At 37.7% G+C, this 25331-nt stretch carries 14 protein-coding genes; all 14 read left to right on the top strand.

What is annotated here, in order from left to right:
• The first annotated feature begins 2506 nt into the window (after positions 1 to 2506).
• The 14 genes from GFK82_RS02770 to rlmN all read left to right on the top strand — a co-directional run bounded on the left by GFK82_RS02770 (position 2507) and on the right by rlmN (position 24965).
• Entirely contained in the window at positions 2507 to 3514 is a 1008-nt protein-coding gene (locus GFK82_RS02770; RefSeq protein ID WP_226810410.1) for an NAD-dependent epimerase, read from the top strand.
• A gap of 1897 nt (positions 3515 to 5411) precedes the next feature.
• Positions 5412 to 6488, top strand: coding sequence for a chorismate synthase (gene aroC / locus GFK82_RS02765; protein WP_226810409.1), 1077 nt, complete (start codon positions 5412 to 5414; stop codon positions 6486 to 6488).
• Positions 6489 to 7992: 1504 nt separating this feature from the next.
• Positions 7993 to 9159 carry a methionine adenosyltransferase gene (gene metK / locus GFK82_RS02760; protein ID WP_226810408.1) on the top strand — a complete coding sequence of 389 codons (1167 nt, stop codon included), beginning with the start codon at positions 7993 to 7995 and terminating at the stop codon, positions 9157 to 9159.
• Positions 9160 to 10673: 1514 nt separating this feature from the next.
• On the top strand, positions 10674 to 11048 hold the full coding sequence (gene sufA, locus GFK82_RS02755) for a Fe-S cluster assembly scaffold SufA (RefSeq protein WP_226810407.1): 375 nt from the start codon (positions 10674 to 10676) through the stop codon (positions 11046 to 11048).
• 74 nt (positions 11049 to 11122) lie between these two features.
• A complete protein-coding gene (gene sufB / locus GFK82_RS02750) occupies positions 11123 to 12568 on the top strand; it encodes a Fe-S cluster assembly protein SufB (protein WP_226810406.1) in 1446 nt (481 codons plus the stop codon).
• 62 nt (positions 12569 to 12630) lie between these two features.
• Positions 12631 to 13374 carry a Fe-S cluster assembly ATPase SufC gene (gene sufC, locus GFK82_RS02745; RefSeq protein WP_226810405.1) on the top strand — a complete coding sequence of 248 codons (744 nt, stop codon included), beginning with the start codon at positions 12631 to 12633 and terminating at the stop codon, positions 13372 to 13374.
• Entirely contained in the window at positions 13352 to 14638 is a 1287-nt protein-coding gene (sufD, locus tag GFK82_RS02740; RefSeq protein ID WP_226810404.1) for a Fe-S cluster assembly protein SufD, read from the top strand. The genes sufC and sufD overlap by 23 nt, the downstream gene beginning before the upstream one ends.
• The gene (sufS, locus tag GFK82_RS02735; protein WP_226810403.1) at positions 14635 to 15861 is read left to right on the top strand and encodes a cysteine desulfurase SufS; all 1227 of its coding nucleotides are present in this window, start codon (positions 14635 to 14637) and stop codon (positions 15859 to 15861) included. The genes sufD and sufS overlap by 4 nt, the downstream gene beginning before the upstream one ends.
• A 21-nt stretch (positions 15862 to 15882) precedes the next feature.
• Complete coding sequence (gene sufE, locus GFK82_RS02730) at positions 15883 to 16305, top strand: cysteine desulfuration protein SufE (RefSeq protein WP_226810402.1); 423 nt, start codon at positions 15883 to 15885, stop codon at positions 16303 to 16305.
• Positions 16306 to 18448: 2143 nt separating this feature from the next.
• Entirely contained in the window at positions 18449 to 18664 is a 216-nt protein-coding gene (rpsU, locus tag GFK82_RS02725) for a 30S ribosomal protein S21 (RefSeq protein ID WP_226810401.1), read from the top strand.
• Between the two features lie 131 nt (positions 18665 to 18795).
• On the top strand, positions 18796 to 20550 hold the full coding sequence (gene dnaG / locus GFK82_RS02720) for a DNA primase (protein WP_226811289.1): 1755 nt from the start codon (positions 18796 to 18798) through the stop codon (positions 20548 to 20550).
• A gap of 139 nt (positions 20551 to 20689) precedes the next feature.
• Positions 20690 to 22531: an RNA polymerase sigma factor RpoD gene (rpoD, locus tag GFK82_RS02715; protein ID WP_226810400.1), complete on the top strand. Its 1842-nt coding sequence runs from the start codon at positions 20690 to 20692 to the stop codon at positions 22529 to 22531.
• A 716-nt stretch (positions 22532 to 23247) separates the two neighbouring features.
• Positions 23248 to 23679 carry a nucleoside-diphosphate kinase gene (gene ndk, locus GFK82_RS02710; protein ID WP_226811288.1) on the top strand — a complete coding sequence of 144 codons (432 nt, stop codon included), beginning with the start codon at positions 23248 to 23250 and terminating at the stop codon, positions 23677 to 23679.
• A 128-nt stretch (positions 23680 to 23807) separates the two neighbouring features.
• Positions 23808 to 24965 (top strand): dual-specificity RNA methyltransferase RlmN, encoded by a 1158-nt coding sequence (gene rlmN, locus GFK82_RS02705; protein WP_420885610.1) that lies wholly within the window; start codon positions 23808 to 23810, stop codon positions 24963 to 24965.
• The last annotated feature ends 366 nt before the right edge of the window (positions 24966 to 25331 follow it).

The raw sequence follows: 25331 nt of genomic DNA, 5'->3' as shown, positions 1-25331 counted from the left end.
TGCTTAGTATATCGTATCCCAAAAAGTTGATATTTTAATATTGCTGTTAGATCTCTTTCTCGTTATCCGGACGATTGGATATGGAAGATTTCAAGCTGTTGCATAATTACCTAAGACTAAAGTTTATCTATTTGGTGTAATCAACATTTCTGATTTTTAAGAAAAATATACTCGATAAACGGTGTGGGTTTTGAGTACTCATGAGCGTTTAACTCCAGAAAAAGAAATTTTTTTAGGGTTACACATGTATCACGACGCTCATGTGCTTTACTAAAAAAACATAGTTGAAATAAGTTTCAATTTTAGATAAGAAGGATTTCTTCTCTCAATAAATTGATTACTGTTTTAGGTGTTGCTAGGAAATAAAACGATGGGATATTGTAGACGTTTTGGCTGTTTTTCTTTAGAGTAGGCCATTTCTACATTTGATTTTATAAGAAAAGAACGAAAGAGTATGTTGATAACAAACGCTATGGAGATGCAGTTGTCTTTAATAAATATTGCTTTGTATATCGGCAAGAATTTCATTGTGGATGGCATCTGTTCTTGAGTGAGATAGCATATATCCAGTCTATCATTTGCTTTTTTGTGATCTTGTGTGAACAGTAAATTACTGGTATTTTTTTAAAAGTGTTTTTCCTTTATCCTCCAATGAGGAATAATAAGAACCGATTAAAGATCAAGACTTTTTCCGGAGTTACTAGAAACTGTTTAAGGAAGAATCGGTGAAAATATTGATGAATTTAAGATTCCATAACGTTATTGGGTATCTCTTGAGATATGGAGTCGTATGACCATCATCCCAAAATATAAAGTATATCACGATCTTAGTAAGGAGTTTTTTTAATATTGATGATTTTTATCAGGTAAAATACTCATTAGCGAATGATGTGGATATATAGAAACAAAGGAAAGTCAATTGGTTAAAGTATCTGATAGGTTTTAGTGGTATCCTTTCAGATAAAGGCAGAGATGATATTCTTTTTCATTATTTAACGATTAAGCCAGACGGTATCTTGGATAACAAGATAAAGAAATCCGCGTTTAATTTAACATTAAACGGATTCGAAGACGTACCATAAAACCTGATTCAGCTTCTTTCTATTAAAGAGAAGACCATAATTACAACTTGAGCGTTATCTATTTAACAACATGAATTTTAATAAGATAGGTTTAAGTGCATAATTTGTTTTTATGGATTGAAACATAGCTGATGTCTCCTCTATGAGTTAGAGAGCGAAAAATACAATTTTGTATATTACCAGAATAAAAAGAATATCTGTATTATATACTATTCTTATCCTATTGCAATTAATTGACTAAAGTTTTTTTGCTGTTAGCAGCAGCAATACTATTTTATCTTAAAAATTTTCAGAGTGTTAGTAAAATGTATATCCTTTCCTAGTCGATTGTTTTTAGAGTTTAATAAAATGCTCTAGCAGTTCTTTTCTATCACTTTGTTCGTATTGCGAACAATCGCAAGGGGAAAACTCAGTAAAGATAGTCCGAACGGTATTGTTTTTTAATTATTTTTTAATTTTGTATTCATGTAACAGATACAATCTACCACGATTTTGCGCTATATCTACAAAAAGAGTATTGTGATATTTTTAACATATGTGAATATGTCGGATATTTGAATAGAAACAATTAAAATCATTAATACTAAATATTTTTAATAATATTTATGCTTATCTGTGGTTCTTCTTACAAAGAAGATAAGAAGATTTACTGTATTAATGGTATGTAACGAGTTCGAAGTCTTAAGTATACTTATCAGTGCTAGTAAATTATTATTTTAGAGAGACTTTAACGATGTTATCTATAAAGATGTGAGGTTAATTTTTTCGAATCTAGATGTAGGCTGGTTACTTACCGGAAGTAAAACGAGGATTTTACAGGTGGGATACCTCAGGAATAAATCTTCATTACAGAATTGATGTAATTCACTTGATTCATGTAAAATACGAACTAATATATAACCCAAGTTTTTTGATGGTTTAATCTATTCAATAGACTCACATTATTGTTAGTGATTTAGTGTGGGAAGTATATCAATCTTGATCAGATTTGTCTAAGCTTTCGGATAAACAAAAGGCAAGAAATATTCTATGAAGTCGTAAAATAAGTCGCTGATTTTTTGACTAACTGAAAATTCTGAACGATGCTGATGATATTTTTTTGTCAAGTATTTTGATTGCGCCAAAAATAATAATAAAGCTTTATACCATTCTTCCAGGATAATTAGTTTGTTATAAACACCTATCTACCAGGCGAGAAATATGATTCTAAAAAGGTTTGATGGATATAGTTATCTGTTTCGCCTAATTATAATTGATACATAATGACATCATTAAATGATATTTGGTTCTTCACGTGTAATTATTTTATCTAAGTTAAGAGCGTGAAAGTTTTTGTAGACGATAAAGGATACATATTTTATATGAATAATGCTTAATGGATATTTTCTACATGACGAGTTGCTTCTTATGAATGAGAGACCGCAATGAAATTTTTAGTTACTGGCGCAGCTGGGTTTATCGGCTACCATGTTAGCAGGCGTTTGCTTGCGGATGGTCATCAAGTGATGGGTATTGATAACTTAAGCGATTATTATGATGTATCGTTGAAGAAAGACCGTCTGAAGGGTCTTCTGGACTATGAGACTTTCTCCTTTCACAAGCTTGATTTGGCAGATCATCAAGGTATTTCTAGCTTTTTTTCTGGGGAAGAAGTGGAGCGAGTCATTCATCTTGGGGCACAGGTTGGTGTACGTCACTCGCTAAAAAATCCGCTTACTTACGCTGAAGCAAATTTAATTGGTTATCTTAATGTTCTTGAGGGATGCAGGAAGAATCAGGTAGCGCATCTATTGTATGCCTCATCTAGTTCGGTCTACGGTCTTCATCGTAACTTACCTTTTTCTACGGATGACACGGCCAATCATCCGGTGTCTCTATATGCTGCTACTAAAAAAGCTAATGAGCTGATGGCGCATACCTATTCACATCTATATCGGTTGCCAACAACTGGACTACGATTTTTTAGTGTTTACGGCCCCTGGGGACGCCCAGACATGGCGTTATTTAAATTCACCCGGGCGATACTGAATGGTGAGCAGATTGATATCTACAATAGTGGTGAAATGCTGCGTGATTTTACATTCATTGATGATGTTGTTGAAACGATTATTGGTCTCCAAGATATTATTCCATCTTCAGATGCTGGGTGGACTGTAGAAACCGGGTCGCTTGGAGCAAGTTCAGCACCTTATCGCATCTATAATATTGGCAATAGTCAGCCAGTAAAACTAATGGATTATATTGGAGCTTTAGAAGACGCACTGGATATCAAGGCAGAGCAAAATTTTTTGCCGATGGATCCTAGTGATATGTTGGAAACTAGTGCAGATATGCAAGCTGTATATCGCGTGATTGGTTATAAACCAAAGACATCGATAAAAGAAGGGATAAAATGTTTTGTAGAGTGGTATCGCAAGCATTATCAGTGTTAAAAAGATTGAGTCGTAACTCTAGATTTTTTCATATAGTGCAATAGCGCTGCTATATCTTTTTATAGTAATGAATTAAAGTCAGATTATAGAGCTCAGTATGTCTGTCAGTTTAATAACAATTTAATTGTCTAGTGCTATAGATAGATGAAAAATACTTAAAACATCTTTTTTAAGAAAAATGAACAATCCATGTAAATCTTAACTAAGTATTTTAATTTTTAAAATTACTTGCTCATAAATAACGTTGAATTAATATTAGTGAATATGCACCCAATGGTTTATATTTATAAAAATTATATTTTCTATTTAGAAATCTATTCTATTTTTCTATAAAGAAAAAGATTTGACTCCATTACGGGTATTTTTGAATAAATAATATTTATATATCCTCCTGATGATACACGAGGAGGTGGATTGAAAGTTGTTGACTTAGAGATGAAAAATAATTTGTATAGAAAATAAAGTAGAAATCATTAAATTAAGGAACAAAATACTTAACAGAAGAATATTTCTGTTATTTAAACATAGACAAAACATTTTTCACTAATGTTAAAATATAACTTGATGATATGACTTTATTGAATTATATATCAATATATTCAATACCTCTATAATCCTCACGAACACATTCAGGCCATGTTAAATTCATCCCGCTTCTTTGATGACCTTTACTAGGGATTCCCAATAAATATTGAGAAAATGTTGACAGTATAACAGTGAGGTTTAGGGATATATTAATTAGGTCGATTCTGGATAGAACTCAATACTCTTGGTATTGAGAAATATGTATAATAAAACTCTTTTTCATAAAGAGTTTGAGATTATATATTATAGATGTATTTGGTTCTGCAATCGGTATTGAATACTGCGATTGATTAACAGTTTATAAGATATCACTAAAGTGATTTTTTATAAAAACCATAATCAGGATGTATGTACAATATGGTGGTGGCTATTTTGTAGCTAGATAAAAAACCACCCGGGTTTAAAAATTTTATGCGTTGATTTTTGCATTCTCTTCTTTATTTTCAAAAACAGCTGAGTTCATCACTATATTAAATAGTGGCAGTTTAATGAAAATTATTTAAATCTCTTTAAGAAGAAAAAATCCGTTTTTTAATGAAAACCTCATGTTATGTTAAGCACTGTATTGTATAAATCATAGGAAACAAGAAAAATCTATTATTCCATAAATATTTCTTTCTTAGAAATAGCCAATGAAATCTTAAAAGATTCCTGTATCCAACTTTTGAGAACTCTTATCATTTTCTTTTGTTCGCGAATGTTTTTATCAGAACTATGTTTTTATAAATAAACATAAGGGACCATGATTGATACAGGAATTAGAAATAGAGTAAATGGATTTCAGTATATAATTGTTTTATTTAATCGTTTTATTAAAAAATAAAAGAGATTATGTGAGTATTTCTTTTCTTCCATAAAGACATATTTTGTCTAATTTAGATAGTAACAAGAACAAATCAAGTCGGAATTAGGAACGCTGTCAGATAAAATTAAAGCAGCATGTTACATATTTGATTCATATGTTTTTATTAGCATATCTTAATCGTAAGAAAAAACACACAAGTAATGGCAGTTGACATTATTATTCATGTTAAATATTTCCTCTTAAAACCTTCTTTATATAGAAGAGTAGTCTTTTATAAAGAGCCATTGCAGACTAAAAAATAGTACATGTTTTAATATCAATTTTTTTAAAAAAAATAATATACTCTTATAGAGTTCATATCAAAAACTTTATGAGTTCAAAACTTAATGGAAGAAAAGCGAGAGAAAAGAAAAGTAAAGAGAAGATGTATCGATATTAGTAGAAAAACTCTGTGTATAATTCGTTGGTGTGATTAAAATCAAATCACTTATCTATTAGGAGCATCCAATGGCAGGAAACAGTATTGGGCAATTGTTCCGAGTCACCACCTTTGGTGAATCCCACGGTCCAGCGTTAGGAGGCGTAGTTGACGGCATGCCGCCAGGGATGTTTCTTTGCGAGAAGGATCTACAGCACGATCTAGATCGTCGTCGGCCTGGCAGGTCTCGTTATACCACGCAACGAAGCGAACCAGATTGCGTAAAGATCCTCTCTGGGGTATTCGAGGGGGTAACTACCGGCACTAGTATTGGACTGATGATCGAGAATACTGATCAGCGATCGCAGGATTATAGTGCGATTAAGGATCTCTATCGTCCCGGTCACGCTGATTATAGTTATGAAAAGAAGTACGGAAGGCGTGATTATCGCGGCGGCGGGCGTTCATCGGCGCGTGAGACAGCAATACGCGTAGCTGCGGGTGCTATTGCTAAGAAATATTTATCCCAGCAATGTGGTGTACAGATACGGGGTTTTTTAGCGAAGATGGGTCATATCCGATGCGAACTTAAGGATTGGACGCAGGTAGAAAAGAATGCATTTTTCTGTCCTGATGTTGATTGTCTAAAAGACCTAGATTTTCTAATGCGTACGCTTAAAAAAGCGGGAGATTCTATTGGCGCTCAGGTAACAGTAGTAGTAGAAAATCTACCTGCTGGTTTAGGTGAACCAGTTTTTGATCGTCTCGATGCCGATCTGGCACATGCACTCATGAGTATTAATGCAGTGAAAGGGGTGGAGATAGGGGATGGGTTTTCGGTAATCAGTAAGCGAGGCAGCGAAAACCGCGATGAGATAACGCCTACAGGCTTTAAAAGTAATCACGCTGGTGGAATCCTTGGTGGTATCAGCAGCGGGCAGTCAGTTCTGGTTCATATAGCCCTAAAGCCTACATCTAGTATCATGGTGCCAGGTCAGACAGTTAACCGCCGTGGCGAAGCAGTAGAAATCATCACTCGTGGTCGACACGATCCTTGTGTCGGGATTCGGGCGGTGCCTATCGCCGAGGCTATGATGGCAATTGTACTAATGGATCACTTTTTACGCCAGCGTGCCCAATGTATAGAGGTTACAGCACCGGCATAACTATGCTACACATCAGGCCTTTTAGTTGTTTAAATATTTAAGATGTTTTAGTAAAACAGATTATCCTGATCATAGGGTAATCCATACCAACGGTAGTTGGTATGGATACGCCATCAGTAGCGCTTGTCTGTAATCGCAGGAGATCTAGATCTCCTAGATAGTGCGGATCAATTACTCGATTTACTGTGGCTACTTAATTGACTATTACGTATTAAGAATGTTCTCAATATCCAAAAAGATCATGTCGTTTTTTTAAGTTGTATAACTTCGATTAAACAGCTGTTTATAGGTACGGAAATAAAATGTTGTCGTTATGATTTACATATCTTTGTAAGAATAGATTGTTATGTTTTGTCAAACAACATTTGTATTTATTTTAAACAGTTCATTCGCATAAGGATCTTTAATACAATTATTTTATCTCGATTTACATCCGTCTTTATTATTTAATACTATATGTGGATAATATACTATCTATATTATTTTTGTTTTCAAAAATATTGAATTTATTCTCGATGCAGTCAGTATGTTAAAAAATCCGCGAAGATTGTTTCTTTACGTATAGACCATCAATCTTCTTACTTTACAGTATATCATAAATTTTAAAAAAGAGTTATCAGCAGATGATTTTGATATATCATTAAATGAATATAGTATTTCAGTGGAATATTCAATATTCATGCAATATCAAATAATTTATAAATATTCATTGCTAAATCAGGCGATGATATAAATCACGCCTGATTTCGCTTCTCAATAGCAAAAACTTCAATCTCCGTAATTATTTCTTAGGGATGTAGCGATGTAAGGCTGCTAGCATATCACCACGATATCTAATCGCATCAATTTCAACATCACCAAATTAGCTTCGATTAATCTTTACCAGAAGAAAAATATCGTATGGTTTCATCAGAAAGTCTATTATTGGTTTAATCAGCTATGATTTTATTCTGGTTTCAGGTAGAGAAAATATATCTAAATATTATTTTATTTTGATCTAAGATAAATGAGACTAGTAAAATTTTAAAAAATATATCTATCTGTGATATAGATTTTTTTTGAATTTTGATTCCGTAATCAAAACCAAGTTAACCATTTATGTAATTATTATTAATTCTAATTCATTAAATTTTGAATTGATTTTAAATTATCTGGTTGGGTAACCTATTTATGGATTTTTTATAGTATTCAGGAAATTATAGAGGAAGAAAAGAATACACAGAGCCGATAGAGGAGATGTGTTAAATCCACTGATTAATATCAACGATATTTTATACTAAAGTTATTTAGTTTCAAAATGAGTAACCATCAGAGAAAAATCATTCGGTGATATATAATCATACTACTAGTATCCATAAATTTAAGTTAGCACTTACTGGTGAATGATGTATTTCCGGGAGTGCAGCATGATACATTCTGTTATTATCCGGGTGTTTGGTATTATGCGTAAAGCATTTTTATTGTTATCTAGTTATTTCTAACCCGTATGAAAGGTAAAAGACTCATGGGTAAACAGCTATTTACATCTGAATCTGTTTCAGAAGGACATCCTGATAAAATCGCAGACCAGATTTCAGACGCTTTGTTAGATGCGATTTTAGCGCAGGATTCAAAAGCTCGAGTTGCTTGTGAAACTTATGTTAAAACCGGCATGGTTTTAGTCGGTGGTGAGATTACCACAAGCGCTTGGGTAGATATTGAAGAATTGACAAGAAGCACTATTCGAGAGATTGGTTATATTCATTCAGATATGGGATTTGACGCTAATTCGTGCGCCGTACTTAGTGCCATTGGGAAACAATCTCCAGACATCAATCAGGGAGTCAATCGCACGGATCCCTTGGATCAAGGTGCGGGCGACCAAGGGTTAATATTTGGTTATGCTACCAATGAAACTGATGTCCTTATGCCAGCGCCAATTATTTATGCACACCGGTTAATGGTACGTCAATCAGAAGTCCGTAAAAACAAGATATTACCTTGGCTTCGTCCAGATGCTAAAAGTCAGGTGACTTTTATTTACGACAGTGGAAAAGTGGTTGGTATCGATGCTGTTGTGCTATCGACGCAACATGCAGAAGACATCACTTTACCGAAATTAAAGAAAGCGGTGTTAGAAGAAATTATTAAACCAGTTTTACCTGCAGAATGGCTATCGTCTCAAACGAAGTATTTTATTAACCCAGCAGGCCGTTTTGTTGTTGGTGGTCCGATGGGCGATTGTGGTCTCACCGGTCGTAAAGTTATTGTTGATACCTACGGTGGTATGGCTCACCATGGTGGTGGTGCGTTTTCTGGTAAAGATCCCTCTAAAGTTGATCGTTCCGGGGCTTATGCTGCACGCTATGTAGCGAAAAATATCGTCGCTGCCCGTTTAGCTGAACGTTGTGAGATTCAAATATCCTACGCTATCGGTGTAGCGGAGCCTACCTCTATTACCATTGAAACCTTTGGTACTGAAAAAATGCCTATAGAAAATCTGATCGCGTTAGTACGCGAAGTCTTCGACTTACGTCCTTATGGTCTCATTACTATGCTGGATTTATTAAAACCCATCTATTTAAAAACCGCTGCCTACGGGCATTTTGGACGCGAACATTTTCCATGGGAAAAGATTGATAAAGCTGAGGGATTGCGTGCTGCCGCCGGTTTAAAAGAGTTAGTTGTATAACGCCCCGGATTTACAACTGCAACGTTAAAATGTTACTTGCGACGATCTCTGCTTTTTCTTTTCGGATGAGATATAATTCACAATTATGCGGCTCGCTTCTTTTTCTGGTCTGACACTCCCTTTTATAACCACTTGCACCACTATTTTATTTCCGATTATATCGTTGATATAGATAAGTGTGAATATCATATAAATAATATATTGAGAATATCACTTTAATGTTCCACATGTAATGTAAATAGCCAGAAATAGTATTTTACTGATTATTTCATCTGATGTCGTTATGGAATTCTTCGGCGCTTGGTTTTTTTTACAGTAGCAGCTAAGCAGGAATATAGTCGAGGACTATTAACGAAGAGGCAGCATTATTACAGGCCGCTAAAGCGCGGTTGGTTTCAGTAGTATTTTTTTTGCTTGGTTATAGAAATACCACATCATAGGATGATGCTCTAGATTATATTCTTTTGTGCTGTATTAGTATTAACTAGACCAGGCACCGACGGTTGACTATATAATCCGGAATGTAATTCCCATGCTCCAAGTTTGGAATCTAATCTAGACTTTTAATGAGATTTATTAAGTTGGTATCTTGTAACTCATGAAACGCATCGATAAGGTCGATCGGCTTTTATCTTTACAAAACCCAGGATAAAAGGGTTTTTTAAAACCATTCTTCGATCTTGGTTGGTTAACGTTATTATTTAAATTGATGTTTGTTACCTTTGCAATGCGTTGTAGGAAAGTAAATGATTGAGCTTAATATTCGCCTTGTGAGCGTTTCCTATTATAAAATAAATAATGATGATACTGTGAAATAGTAATATACCCTTAGTTAATTATCGCATACAAATGATTCAATAAGAAAAAGATTTTTGTATGACACAGGACACCTGGTTTATATAGCTTTAAGAGCTTAGTTAGTTATGTGACGTCAAGAATAGATGGGCGATCAGTGAATGATATCAATTAAATTCAGCGATGCGTATCAAAACTGCTTACTTTGAAAAGCAAGCAGTTTTTTTTAAAAAAATCAGATGTATGACTGACTGTTGTTATTTATTGATTTTCACTACACGCTGATACCTAAATATATCTGTAGCTAATTTATTTTTTTTGTCAACATGAGAGGAGAAAATGTTTAAGATTGCTGCAAGATGTAGCGTTGAACTTATAAAGTTCATAGATATTAAACATAAATCAATTGTTTGCGATACAAATTCACCGAAAGATATTCATCTTTACCATAAGTGAATTTAAAAATATTAAATATACTTAATCAAGAAAGCTGAGGCACAAGCTATTGTTTCGACTAGTAAGAAACTTTGTTTCTATGAAGGATTTCTTTAATCATCAAGCATAAAGTTTTAATATTTAAAGACTTTTTTTGATATATCAAAAAATCAGCATGGTATAAATCAAATGCCCCTATTCAAACACATGACAAGACCGCCTTAATTAATGTTTTTAGGTTTGCTGATAAATTTAGATCCAGAGGTTTTAAGGAGGTAGGGCTGATGCAAGTAGAGAATGCGGTTAAGATATGTTCCCCTGAGGAAAATATATGGCATGGCTTGACACTAACAGAGTCTGCCGCTCGGCAGATTCTTCGCCTGGTAAAAAGTGATCCCAATATGCTGGGGTTGCGACTTAGCGTAAAACCATCCGGTTGTGCAGGGTTTTGCTATATAATTGAAAAGGTTATCCAAGTTGAGTTAAGCGAGCGAGTTTATGGGCATGGTAACGCTAGAATTTATATACCGCTCAAAGCGATGCCTTTCATTGATGGTACAGAAGTAGACTATGTACAGGAAGGCCTTAATCAGATGTTCAAATTCAACAATCCTCAAGCTCAGCACGCCTGCGGGTGCGGTGAAAGTTTTAGCCTTTGAGCAATGAAACATGATGATATTAAGTAATACTGATACGCCTAAATCGATGGATCTCAGTCAACCCTGGATAAAAAATGAAGCATTATAAAGAGGGGTTTGTTACCCAACTAGTAACCGAAGAACTGGCATATGGCATTAATGAAGATGTGGTGCGCGCTATTTCAGAAAAACGCGATGAACCAGATTGGATGTTGGAGTTTCGTTTAAATGCCTATCGAGCATGGTTAGACATGGACGAACCCCACTGGCTGAAAGCCCATTATCATCCAATCGAGTATAACAACTACAGTTACTATTCTGCTCCATCTTGCCCTGTTTGCGATGACAGCCATAAGTCGTTGATCAATGCTAAACAAGAGTCCAAGATTCAAGGAGGGAGAAATTATTTGACTGATGAAGTGGAAGAGGCGTTTAACTTACTTGGAATACCAGTACACGAAGGTAGTAATGTTGCGGTGGATGCAATTTTTGATTCGGTATCTGTTTCAACAACTTATCGCGATAAACTTTCAGAACAGGGTATAATTTTCTGTTCTTTTATTGAAGCTATTCATAAATACCCAACATTGGTGCGCCAATATTTAGGTAAAGTAGTCCCCGAAAACGACAATTTCTTCGCTGCCCTTAATGCGGCCGTTGCCTCTGATGGGACTTTTATTTATATTCCTAAGAATATCCATTGCCCGATGGAGTTATCGACCTATTTTCGAATCAACGCTGCTAAAACTGGTCAGTTTGAACGCACTATGCTTATCGCGGATGTAGGAAGCGATGTTAGCTATATCGAGGGCTGCTCAGCACCGATACGTGATAGCTATCAGCTACATGCAGCTGTGGTAGAAGTTATTGTGCTGAAAGATGCTAAAGTAAAGTATTCAACGGTACAAAATTGGTTTCCAGGCAGTGACTCAAAAGGAGGGATTCTGAATTTTGTTACCAAGCGCGCTCTATGCGCGGGAGAGAATGCTAAAATGTCCTGGACTCAATCTGAAATTGGCTCAGCTATTACCTGGAAGTATCCCAGTGTGATTTTACGCGGTGATAATTCCGTAGGGGAATTTTTTTCGGTCGCAATGACTAATGGGCAACAGCAGGCTGATACCGGCACTAAGATGATCCATATTGGTAAAAATACCCACTCGACTATTATTTCGAAGGGAATTTCAGCTGGCCAGAGCGATAATACTTATCGTGGGTTGGTAAAAATTATGGCGAGCGCTACTAATGCGCGAAACTTCACTCAATGCGATTCGATGCTGATCGGCAGTGAATGCGGCGCACACACGTTCCCTTATGTGGAAGTGCGGAATAACACAGCACAGCTAGAGCATGAAGCCACTACCTCGCGTATCGGTGACGATCAGTTATTTTATTGTCGTCAGCGTGGCATAAGTAAAGATGATGCAATTTCAATGATCGTCAACGGTTTCTGTAAAGACGTGTTCTCTAAACTACCGTTGGAGTTTGCTGTAGAAGCACAAAAGTTGCTGTCGATCAGCCTTGAAAACTCCGTAGGTTAAGGTAGGCGCATAGGATTCGTTTCCCAAGTAGTCCGATAGGCCAGGTAAAGGAAAAATGAAAGATGTTATCGATTAAAGATCTAAGCGTTAGCGTAGAAGGTAACGCTATCCTAAAAGGTCTTAGCCTAGAAGTGAATGTTGGTGAAATTCATGCTATTATGGGACCAAATGGTTCCGGAAAAAGCACCCTGTCAGCAACGCTAGCCGGGCGTGAAGATTATCAAATTTCCTCCGGAAATGTTTTGTTTAAGGGCCGAAATTTGCTAGCGATGACACCAGAGGAGCGAGCAGGGGAAGGGGTGTTCATGGCGTTTCAATATCCAGTAGAAATTCCAGGTGTTAGCAATCAGCTGTTTCTGAAAACAGCCTTGAATGCCGTGCGAAGATATCGCGAACAGCCGTCACTTGACCATTTTGATTTCGCTGATTTTATCGAAGCTAAGATTGCATTGCTAAAAATGCCTCCTGACCTATTGACCCGCTCTGTTAACGTGGGTTTTTCTGGTGGTGAGAAAAAACGCAATGACATTTTGCAAATGGCAGTATTGGAGCCGGATTTGTGCATTTTGGATGAAACTGATTCTGGTTTGGATATCGATGCCCTGAAAGTTGTATCCCAGGGAGTAAATAGATTATGCGATGGAAAACGTTCTTTCATTATTGTTACGCACTACCAGCGTATTTTAGATTACATCAAACCTGATTACATTCATGTGTTATATAAAGGTTGCATTGTAAAATCCGGTGATTTTTCTTTAGTGAAACAGCTTGAGGAGCAAGGCTATGGTTGGCTTACCGAACAATAGTAACACCTGTGTATTGACACAGTGGCATCAATTGTTTGCTGATCAGGGAATGGCCCGCTCTGTTGAGGCCTGTGGGCACTGGCAGAATGTTAAGCGCCTTGGGTTACCTACGTGCCAACATGAGCATTGGAAATATACTCCACTTGATAGGTTTCTAGCACACCGTTTTACTCCCGCTACCAATTGTACGCCATCTGTCAGCGATCGAAACTCCTTGAGTTTAACACTGAATGCTTACCGGTTGGTATTGGTCAATGGCTACCTCTCCCCATCCCTTAGCGATAATGATACCGGTCTATGGCAAATCGAAGTTGAGGAAAATGGTGGTAGACGATTGATGCCTCCCCCTATCCAACCGGAGGTATTTTTACATTTAACCGAAAGCTTAAGTCAGGCTCGCTTACGGATTTATTTACAACCGGGAAAGGTAGAACCGCGTCCTTTATATCTCCTGCATATTAGTCAAGGAAGCGAAGATCAAGAAACGCTGAGTACGTTGCATTACCGCCACCATATCAATGTTGGCGCTGGAGCACAGGGTCAGGTTATTGAGCATTTTACTAGCCTGGGTTCCGAAGGGCATTTCAGCGGTTCACGTACCTCAATGGTAATTAATGATAACGCGACGCTAAGCCATATTAAATTAGCCTTTGAAAGTCGTGCTAGTTACCATTTCAGCCATAACGATATCAGGATGAATCGTTGTGCAGTGGTGCGTAGTAGCACTTTTATTATCGGGCCGGGTTTAACAAGACATCAGATAAGCGCACAGCTAAACGGTGAAGAGGCTGATTTAGTCATTAACAGCCTGTTGTTACCGTCGGGGCGAGATATTAGCGATACTAGAACTTATGTTGAGCACAACAAGGGTTCTTGCTTAAGCCGGCAGTTGCATAAAGTAATTGCCCGCGACCGTGGTAGAGGCGTTTTCAATGGTTTGATTAAGGTGGCAAAGCATGCCTCACATACTGATGCGAAGATGAATAATAATAATCTGATTCTCAACCGTCTTGCAGAAGTGGATACTAAACCTCAATTAGAAATTTATTCGGATGATGTAAAATGTAGTCATGGAACTACTGTTGGAATCATCGATAAAGAGCAGGTTTTCTATCTCCGTTCTCGGGGTATTAGTCTTGAAAATGCAAAAAAAATAATTATTTATGCTTTTGCTTCGGAAGTGACTAGAGCAATCGATAACGAATCGGTTAGTGCTGCGATTTTAACATGTATCAGTGATAGTTTAGAAAAGGTGGCGACGTGACCTATCCTATTACACGGATTCGAGCTGATTTTCCTATTCTAGCTCAGAAAGTCAAGAATCAGCGGGGTTTAACCTATCTCGACAGTGCAGCAAGCGCGCAAAAACCCAACACTGTTATTGATTGCGAGAGTGAATATTATCGCCAGGGGTACGCCGCAGTTCATCGTGGTATTTATACATTAAGCCGTGAAGCTACCACTCGCATGGAAGATATACGTAGTCAGGTGGCGTCCTTTATCCATGCAGCTTCAGCGAATGAAATCGTTTTTGTCACAGGTGCTACTGAAGGGATTAATTTAATAGCTAATAGTTGGGGGAGGTATAATCTAAGGCCAGGTGATAATATTCTGATTACCGAGATGGAGCATCATGCCAATATCGTTCCTTGGCAAATGTTGGCAGAAAAGCAAGAATTCTCGTTGCGCTATATTCCTTTGCTACCAGACGGTACGCTCGATATAACCCGATTACCGGAGTTGGTTGATGAGCGAACTCGTCTATTCGCTGTGACTCAGATATCTAATGTACTGGGTACTCTTAATCCGCTAACAAACCTTATTATTCAGATTCGTGCATTAAGTGATGCAGTGGTCTTAATAGATGGTGCTCAAGGTATAGTACATCAGAATGTTGATGTACAGGCGCTAGACTGCGACTTTTATGTGTTTTCGGGGCATAAGCTATATGCCCCCTCAGGTATTGGTATTCTTTATGCTAAACAAGCGTTATTAGAAGCTATGCCTCCGTGGCAAGGTGGTGGTTCCATGATTCAAAGAGTCAGCTTAATAGACGGTACAACCTTCAATGATGTACCGTGGCGTTTTGAAGCGGGTTCTCCTAATTCAGCAGGTGTGATGGCGTTAGGTGCTGCTATTAGCTATATTGAAGAGGTGGGGCTGGAGAGAATTCAGGCCCATGAAAACAACCTGATGAAGTATACGCTTGAAGCGTTCCGGCAGGTGCCTAACTTGACGCTATATGGATCAGAGAATCGTATTGGTATTGTTGCATTTAATTTAGGGAAACATCACGCTTATGATGTTGGGAGTTTTCTAGATCAATATGGCATCGCGATTCGCACCGGTCATCATTGCGCTATGCCGCTCTTAGCTTATTTCCAGGTGGCGAGTATGTGCCGAGCGTCTTTTGCGATGTACACTAATCGGGAGGATATAGATCGGCTGGTGGCTGGTTTAATACGAGTACATCGTTTATTGAGCTGATAGCCTAATAGGGAGAGAGTGATGAAAAATCTGCCTGATCAAGAGAAGTTTCTGCGCAATTTTTCTCGCTGTGCTAATTGGGAAGAAAAGTATTTATACATTATAGAATTGGGTAATTTATTACCTCTGATGACGGAAGATATGCGTACCCCAGTTCATCTTATCGCAGGCTGCCAAAGCCGGGTGTGGATTGTCCTGACCGTAAGTGAAACTGGTTGTGTTCAGTTATATGGAGACAGTGATGCTGGGATTGTTAAAGGTCTGATTGCCATGGTATTTATTCTTTATCAAGGTTTAACACCTGCGGAGATTATTGCCTATGATGTGCAGCCTTTTTTTAGTAAACTAGCGCTTACTGAGCATCTAACTCCTTCCCGAGCTTTGCGATTAGAGGCTATGGTTCGGGATGTTCGGGCGAAAGCAATTATTCAGCAATACAATTAAGCGAATTCATGGTGTAATAGAGTTATCTTTTTTACTCGATTGCCATGAAGTATATATGAAATTATTACTATTAAATACTTATCGTTAACAATTGCAATACATTACATTATCTATCACATTGACTTTGTTTTATCTTGATAATAAATGATTTTATTTACATGAAATATAAATGATATGATTTGAATCAATTGTTTATTTTAATTATTATTTAAATCAATACCGCTAGCTCTAAACAGAAATAGGTATAGGTGAAAAGAATATAAGGCTGGCTCTATAAGGAAGAAATATTTGTTTTTTTAGTGTACAGAGTAAGAAGAATTTATTTCTTAAGCTCAATTATTAAGGGTCAGCGTTATATTTTACTAGAAAATCATGATGGACTTCCCATCTTTTTAAGATGAAACTCTCGTTTTTTAGAAAAACCTTATATTTCTCTTCCAAAATTTTTTTCTCATTCAAATCATATTTTGTTGTAACTTTATGCCATGAATTATGGATTAGATTGTTGCGTATTGTTTTTTTGAGAGGTAGATAGTTTTATGAAAATCTATTCAACCTCGTTATATACGTTTATGTTGTGTTTTTTATCTAGAAGATAACATCTTCTAATTAAATAACGTATCAAGTTAAAAAGATTCTACTAAATAAACCATGTATTAATGGCGTATAAAATATTGACTTCTATAGATCCATAAATATTTTGTGTATTTATATTGAGTGTGTTTAACGTATGGATACGCTTTCCTTTTTTATAAGATTTTTTCTTCTATCACATAGAAGAATAGATACTGATTTCAATGGTGAATTTTACTATCAATTTTGGATAAAAAACAGTTAAATTCTTTAACATGTTTTGCTCTAAATAAATTATTTGACTTACTTAAAACACTCTAAGTTACCAATGTATTTAAAATTCAAGTTCAGGTGAGGTTATAAGGTAATCGACATTAAATTTTAGAATGCCTCTATATCCAAAAACAATAAAAGATATGATATGATAATTGAATGAAAAATTAAATATCTACTGATAAAGTTACTATTCCCCATCTGCTAGATGGGATGGATTATCTATTTTTAATAAACAGTTACAAAACTATCCATGTTGGGTATTGGGTCTGTTTATGTTTGCACCATTCTCTATAGTAAAGAGTTATATTATATTCCCTTGTGATATTTTACATAATTTTAAAACAAGTTAAGCCGACAGACAGGAAACTATCGTTAATATGGGAATGACGAGTTTTGTTTACAGGAAAATGCTACCAATATGCAGAGGAAGAAAAAAACCTTGCTAGAGTTTGTGGCTTTTATACAAGCCTATGGAGGCTGTTTTATTAGATAGAAACGTAATTCACTTTAAAAGGGCAATCGAATAAGCTCCACCTTATATTTCAGCATATAAAATATAAGGTATTTATAAGAATGAACTGATATCACAATGTGCATTTGACACGCTAGAGTATAACTAGAAGTAGGTTGCGCTATTATGGCAACATGAATTCTTATCTATAAGAAAATTGGTTGTAGGACGCTGGATTTGCACTGATGATCTTCGGGGCATAAGCTAAACTAGCTCCCCATCTTCTCAACCCCGCGCCTACAACTTTACAATATACTCCGTATGATTTTGCCGCAAGACTATCGCTTATCAAAGCGCTTGTATTTTTCTAATATTTATTCCGTTTTTACTCATGGTGATATTTTATATAGTTCAGTTTTTTAATGGATAATTAAATTAATGTATAAATGCAGAACGTACTGCATAATTTATGTTCTAGAGCTGATCTCTGTTAGAGTACTATGTTATAAATGATAGAAGAGCGCAATCCACGTAAATATAAGTGAGAACCCAAAAGAAGTATATATGTCTGGCAGAGATCCTTTGTTTTGGCCCATAGAAGGTTTAGCCATAGTACTTCAGTGTTCATCAATATCAACTAAGTAGGGTGGTGTTGCGTATGCTCTTGCTTGATATTGTAAAGTGGTACTGGTAGTACAAATAATATTCGCCGCCTAAGCAAGCAAAAGATTATATACACCGGATGTTGACAAATCCGTTAGATGTGTAGTATAATTCTTTATTATAAGAGTATTGAATATGTCACGGATAGAATCCCAATTATATTAAGGTAAAAGAGAAGACATGCCAGTCATTAAAGTACGTGAAAATGAGCCATTTGACGTAGCTCTGCGTCGGTTTAAGCGTTCCTGCGAAAAAGCCGGCGTTCTTGCTGAAGTTCGTCGTCGGGAGTTCTACGAAAAACCGACAACTGAACGTAAGCGTGCCAAAGCGTCTGCTGTTAAGCGTCATACCAAGAAACTAACTCGCGAAAACGCACGTCGTACTCGTTTATACTGAGCTTATCAAGCTAGCTACCTATCCCGGGACAAGTAATTATATAATAAACTTGCTCGTTGCGTATGAAAGCCGTGCTGTCCGGAAGGATCGCGCGGTATTGTTGTCGTTACAATACGGATCTGACAGGGCTTATGGCTGGACGTATCCCACGTATCTTTATTAATGACTTGTTGTCTCGTACCGATATCGTTGATTTAATTGATTCGAGGATTAAACTGAAGAAGCAGGGGAAGAATTTTCAAGCCTGTTGTTTATTTCATCATGAGAAAAACGCATCATTTACCGTTAACAGTGAGAAACAGTTTTATCATTGTTTCGGCTGCGGCGCTCATGGAAACGCTATTGACTTTTTAATGAAGCATGATCGGCTAGAATTTATTGCCTCCATTGAGGAACTTGCCGCTCAACATGGCTTAGAGGTGCCATATGAAGCAGGTTCTGTTTCAAATCCGCAGGCACGTTTTCAGCGAAAACGCCTGTATCAACTAATGCAGAAACTTAGCGATTTCTACCAGCAGATGCTAAATAAGCACATGGCGAAGGAGGCGTATGAGTATTTGCAACTACGCGGGCTGACTAAAACTGTTATTTCTCATTTTTCTATCGGCTTCGCACCAACGGGTTGGGATAATCTCATGAAACATTTTGGTTGTGTACCTGAGGATCTTGCCGCCCTTAATAACGTAGGTATGGTGATTGTTAACAACAACGGTCGATCCTACGATCGTTTTCGAGAACGCATTATGTTTCCAATTCGCGATAAACGTGCCCGAGTTATCGCCTTTGGTGGGCGGATATTAGGCAATAGGCAACCAAAGTATCTGAACTCACCGGAAACTGAGATTTTCCATAAAGGGCGACAACTTTACGGTCTCTATGAAGCCCAACGGGAAGAAGCGGAATTATCTCGGCTACTTTTAGTTGAGGGATATATGGATGTTGTAACGCTAGCACAATTTGGTGTTAATTATGCAGTTGCTGTGCTAGGTACCTCGACGACTGCCGACCATATTCAGCTACTTTATCGTGCTACAGATCGAGTCATCTGCTGTTATGACGGGGATCGCGCTGGGCGTAGAGCTGCTTGGGGGGCATTGACAACAGCCCTTCCTTACCTAAATGACGGCCGCCAACTACACTTTATGTTTCTACCAGAAGGGGAAGATCCCGATACGCTAGTGCGTAAAATTGGAAAAGAGGCATTTGAACAACGTATTGAGCAGGCGAAGCCACTGTCGATATTTTTATTTGAAACATTGATGCTGCAGGTAGACTTAAGTAGCCCCGATGGTCGCGCTAAGTTAAGTAAGCTCTCTCTTCCGCTAATACGTCAAATACCAGGCGAAACATTGCGGCTCTATTTACGACAGCAGTTAGGTAATAAATTAGGGATTCTTGATGACAGACGGCTAGAAAAATTACTGCAAAATTCAATGCCAAAAATAAATATTTCTCTTCAACCGCGAATAAAACGTACTAGCATGCGTATGCTAATAGCCTTATTGATTCAATGTCCTCGGCTGTCTGATCTAGTGCCAACAATACAGGGACTGGAGCAGGAAACTCAGCCTGGTGTATCATTGTTTATTAAATTAGTTCAGACGTGCCAAGCCCATCCTGGATTAACCACTGGTCAATTACTGGAATGTTATCGAGAGAATAAAGCCTACCGCCAGCTTGAAACCCTGGCAATATGGAACCATATGATCATTGATGAGATGCTCGAGGCGACATTTGTCGATACTCTGGCAAGTTTTTATAGCTCTATACTGGAAGCCCGCCAGGAAGCACTTATCGCCCGCGATCGGACTCAGGGCTTGAAGCCTGAAGAACGTAAAGAACTTTGGTCTCTAAATCAGGCATTAGCAAAAAAAAGCAAATTATGAGTCTTAACTTTATATCTGGCAAGCTAATATTCGGCACAGCCCTGTTGTGGGATACAGTGCAATAAGTCCAGATCTCGTGTTAGTGACCCACTGTCACTAACCAATACCCAATATTATTCTGAAGTGTGGATACCGTCTTATGGAGCAAACCCCGCAGTCACAGCTTAAGCTGCTTGTCACACGTGGTAAGGAGCAAGGCTACTTGACCTTTGCCGAGGTTAATGATCATCTTCCGGAGGATATTGTCGACTCCGATCAAATCGAAGATATCATCCAGATGATAAACGATATGGGCATTCAAGTGATGGAAGAAGCACCCGATGCTGATGATCTGTTGCTAGCTGAAACTACCGCCGACGCCGACGAAGATGCAGCAGAGGCTGCTGCACAGGTTCTGTCTAGTGTAGAGTCTGAAGTGGGACGCACGACGGATCCAGTCCGCATGTACATGCGTGAAATGGGTACTGTAGAGCTTCTGACTCGCGAAGGCGAGATTGAGATCGCCAAACGTATTGAAGATGGTATTAATGAAGTCCAGTGTTCGGTGGCTGAATACCCTGAAGCTATTACATATCTCTTAGAGCAGTATGACCGTGTTGAAGCCGGTGAGGCACGCTTATCCGATCTAATTACTGGGTTTATTGATCCAGATGCGGAAGAAGATTTAGCGCCTACAGCGACTCATATTGGTTCTGAAATCTCCATCGTAGAAATCATCGATGATGACGATGCAGAAGAAACTGATGAGGATAGCAGCGATGCTGATAACAGCATCGATCCGGAGCTAGCGCGTCAGAAGTTTTTTGTACTGCGTGAGCAGTATGAAATTACACGTAATGTTATTAAGAATAACGGACGAAGTCATGCTAAATCGGCCTTAGAGATTCTAAATCTCTCAGATGTATTCAAACAGTTCCGCTTGGTATCAAAACAGTTTGATTATCTTGTTAATAGCATGCGGAGCATGATGGATCGAGTGCGCACCCAAGAGCGTCTTATCATGAAGTTGTGCGTCGATATCAGTAAGATGCCAAAGAAAAATTTTGTTACATTATTCGTTGGTAATGAAACGACTGAAAGCTGGTTTCAAGCCGCTCTAGCGATGAATAAACTCTGGTCAGAAAAACTGCACGAGGTTGACGATGAGGTGTACCGTAGCCTAAAGACATTACGGAAGATTGAAGACGAAACTAGTCTGACTATCGAACAGATGAAAGATATTAACCGTCGCATGTCAATCGGTGAAGCTAAAGCGCGACGTGCAAAGAAAGAAATGGTAGAGGCAAATTTGCGTTTGGTTATTTCCATCGCAAAAAAATATACAAACCGTGGCTTACAATTTCTGGATCTCATTCAAGAGGGAAATATCGGTTTGATGAAGGCGGTAGATAAATTTGAATATCGTCGTGGCTACAAATTTTCCACTTACGCTACCTGGTGGATTCGTCAAGCCATCACCCGTTCTATTGCGGATCAGGCGCGTACTATTCGTATTCCGGTTCATATGATTGAGACGATCAATAAGCTCAATCGTATCTCCCGGCAAATGCTACAAGAAATGGGACGAGAACCAACACCTGAAGAGCTAGCTGAACGCATGCTGATACCAGAAGACAAGATTCGTAAGGTGCTAAAGATTGCTAAAGAACCTATTTCTATGGAAACACCTATTGGTGACGATGAAGATTCACATTTAGGCGATTTTATTGAGGATACCACCCTGGAATTACCGTTAGACTCTGCTACTTCAGAAAGTCTTCGGTCAGCGACTCATGATGTTTTATCCGGCCTGACAGCCCGCGAAGCAAAGGTGCTTCGCATGCGGTTTGGTATCGATATGAATACAGATCATACGCTGGAAGAAGTAGGTAAACAATTTGATGTTACGCGTGAGCGTATTCGTCAGATTGAAGCGAAAGCGTTACGCAAATTGCGTCACCCCAGTAGGTCTGAAGTTCTACGCAGTTTTTTAGATGATTAAGTTTTATTGTCCGTCTACTTTATATCAGTAATTGCAAAAGATTCCGCAGTAAACCGTAAGATTATTGATTCAATACTATGAAATATAAATATACACAGCAGGTGGCGCCTGCTATAGCTTATTAGAATTTATGAGTTTTTTAGAAAATTTAAGTTTGGCTATTTAACCAATTTTTTATAGATTGTAATAACAATGATTATGATCGATCTTAACATATCGGCATGCTGCAAATTTTTATCATTTTATTGAGTAAAGCAGTAACTTTGTAGTATATCTGCATGACTCTATAATGGTTTATTACTAACTAGTATAACGTTTTTAGATCAAAAAATTGTCTATAAATCTCTTATCATTTTTTATGGTGATCTAGTCAATGGCAATAAGAGAGATTTAGTGAAGATACTTCAATAAGTATATTAGCCAAACCCAGCCTCGGCTTGGCCGTAGTGTAAGTATTATAGAGATGGATACAACCTAAGAAGTTTCATTATTGAAACTTATAAAATCAATTTAATCTTGTCCTTGACAAATTTAGTTGTCAGGTGGAACCGAGTAAGTTATAATTTATAAAAAAGTACTATATAGGGGTTAAGAATGAAAATATTATTAAAAGAGTAGCAAAGCACGCTCTTCATCATTTATAATGATTGTTTACTTGTATCAGCCGAAAGTAGTGGCGTATAAATTCGGGCATGGAAAATCGCCGAGAGATTGTTATGACTATTGAACATACCCTGTTTATAATCAAGCCAAACGCCGTAGTTAAAAACATTATCGGTGCTATCATCCAGCGTATTGAAAATAGTGGGATGACTGTCATTGGTGCTAAAATGCTCAAACTAACCCGTAGGCAGGCAGAAGAATTCTACTCCGAACATAAAGATCAACCTTTCTTTGATAATTTAGTAAGGTTTATGATTTCCGGCCCGATCTTGGTACAGGTGTGCGAAGGTAATGATGCTGTACGTCGTAATCGTGAAATCATGGGTGCTACGAACCATGTTAATGCACTAGCCGGTACCTTGCGTGCTGACTATGCAGATAGTCTTACTGAAAATGCAGTGCATGGTTCAGATTCCCCTGCATCAGCCATACGCGAAATCGCTTATTTCTTTTCTGAGAGTGAAATTTTCACCCGTCTGCGCTAACAATTACCAATCATACCTAAATCAGCCTGTGTTACTTTTACGCTATAGCTTATCTTCGATAATAAATCTTGATTTGTACTTGATTTGTCTGCTTCTAATATGTATTTGCGTTATAAGGTATGGTAATCATGCATGAGTTTTCGTCAATGGCAGTGATTTCTCCTCCGCTTGAGTGTACGGTCCAGAAGAAACAAAACCTTCTAGATATGAACCGTCAGAAGCTTCGTGAGTTTTTCTTATCGATGGGAGAAAAACCTTTTCGCGCGGATCAGGTTATGAAATGGATCTATCACTACTGTTGCGATGATTTTGATAAAATGACAAATCTTAACAAAGGGTTACGCGATAGATTAAAAGCACGGGCTGTGATTCTTGCACCAGAAATTTCTGAAGAGCGACGTTCTACCGATGGAACAATTAAATGGGCTATCAAGATCGGCGAACAACAGGTGGAGACGGTCTATATCCCTGAAAGGGGTCGTGCCACACTATGTGTTTCTTCCCAGGTCGGTTGTATGTTGCAGTGTACCTTCTGCGCTACCGCGCAGCAGGGCTTTAACCGAAATTTAAGCGTGTCAGAAATCATAGGCCAAGTTTGGCTCGCAGCTAAGATTATCAGCGTTACGAACGTTACTAGGCGGCGGCCTATTACAAATGTCGTCATGATGGGAATGGGTGAGCCATTGCTCAATCTCACTAATGTGGTACCAGCAATGGAAATTATGCTAGACGATTTTGGGTTTGGGCTATCTAAACGCCGCGTTACACTATCAACATCCGGCGTAGTGCCCGCCTTGGAAAAGCTTGGCGATATGATAGATGTGTCACTGGCGATTTCACTTCATGCGCCGAATGATATGATTCGTAACGAAATTATGCCAATTAATCGCAAGTATAACATCGATGCTTTTTTATCAGCAGTTCGCCGATATTTAGAGAAATCCAACGCTAATCAAGGTCGTGTCACCGTAGAGTACGTCATGCTTAACTATATTAACGATGAGATCGAGCATGCACATCAACTAGCAAGATGCTTAAAAAATACGCCGTGTAAGATTAACCTGATTCCATGGAACCATTTTCCTGGGTCATCTTATGATGCTAGTTCCCATAGCCGCATTGATCGTTTTGTCAAAGTACTTATGGGATATGGATTTACAACTATTGTGCGTAAAACGCGCGGAGACGATATTGATGCTGCCTGTGGTCAGCTAGTAGGGGAGGTAATTGATCGTATTCTAGGAAAACGTGCGAATGTTAAACTTATAAAAGCAGATGCGGTCTGAGACTCAAATTCAGCATTGATCTTATTTAATAGAAGGTTATATAATAATATTCGCAAATCAACATTGTCTACTTAGAACAGTATATTTAGATAACCAACAGAAAAAGACTTTATCGCATTGTTTTTTCCGAGTTTAGTTTAACTTCCAGTGATTCTATTTTACGAAGGGAAATCTAGAGATCAAAAACTGATCTAGCGATTATTCCAGTAGATAAGGGATAAAGACGAATAAACAGTAAGTATAACCTCTCTCGATGTAGAGTTGCTTCCACTTTCTGACTTTAACACTAAGATAATAAAATTACAGTGTATGTTGATGTTGTTTAACAGAACAGATCGTAAATATCAACTAATTTACTGTTCCTGT

Origin of the sequence: Candidatus Steffania adelgidicola, assembly GCF_020541225.1 — a bacterium.
Classification (GTDB): domain Bacteria; phylum Pseudomonadota; class Gammaproteobacteria; order Enterobacterales; family Enterobacteriaceae; genus Steffania; species Steffania adelgidicola.
This window is presented reverse-complemented; position numbering and strand designations above follow the sequence as displayed.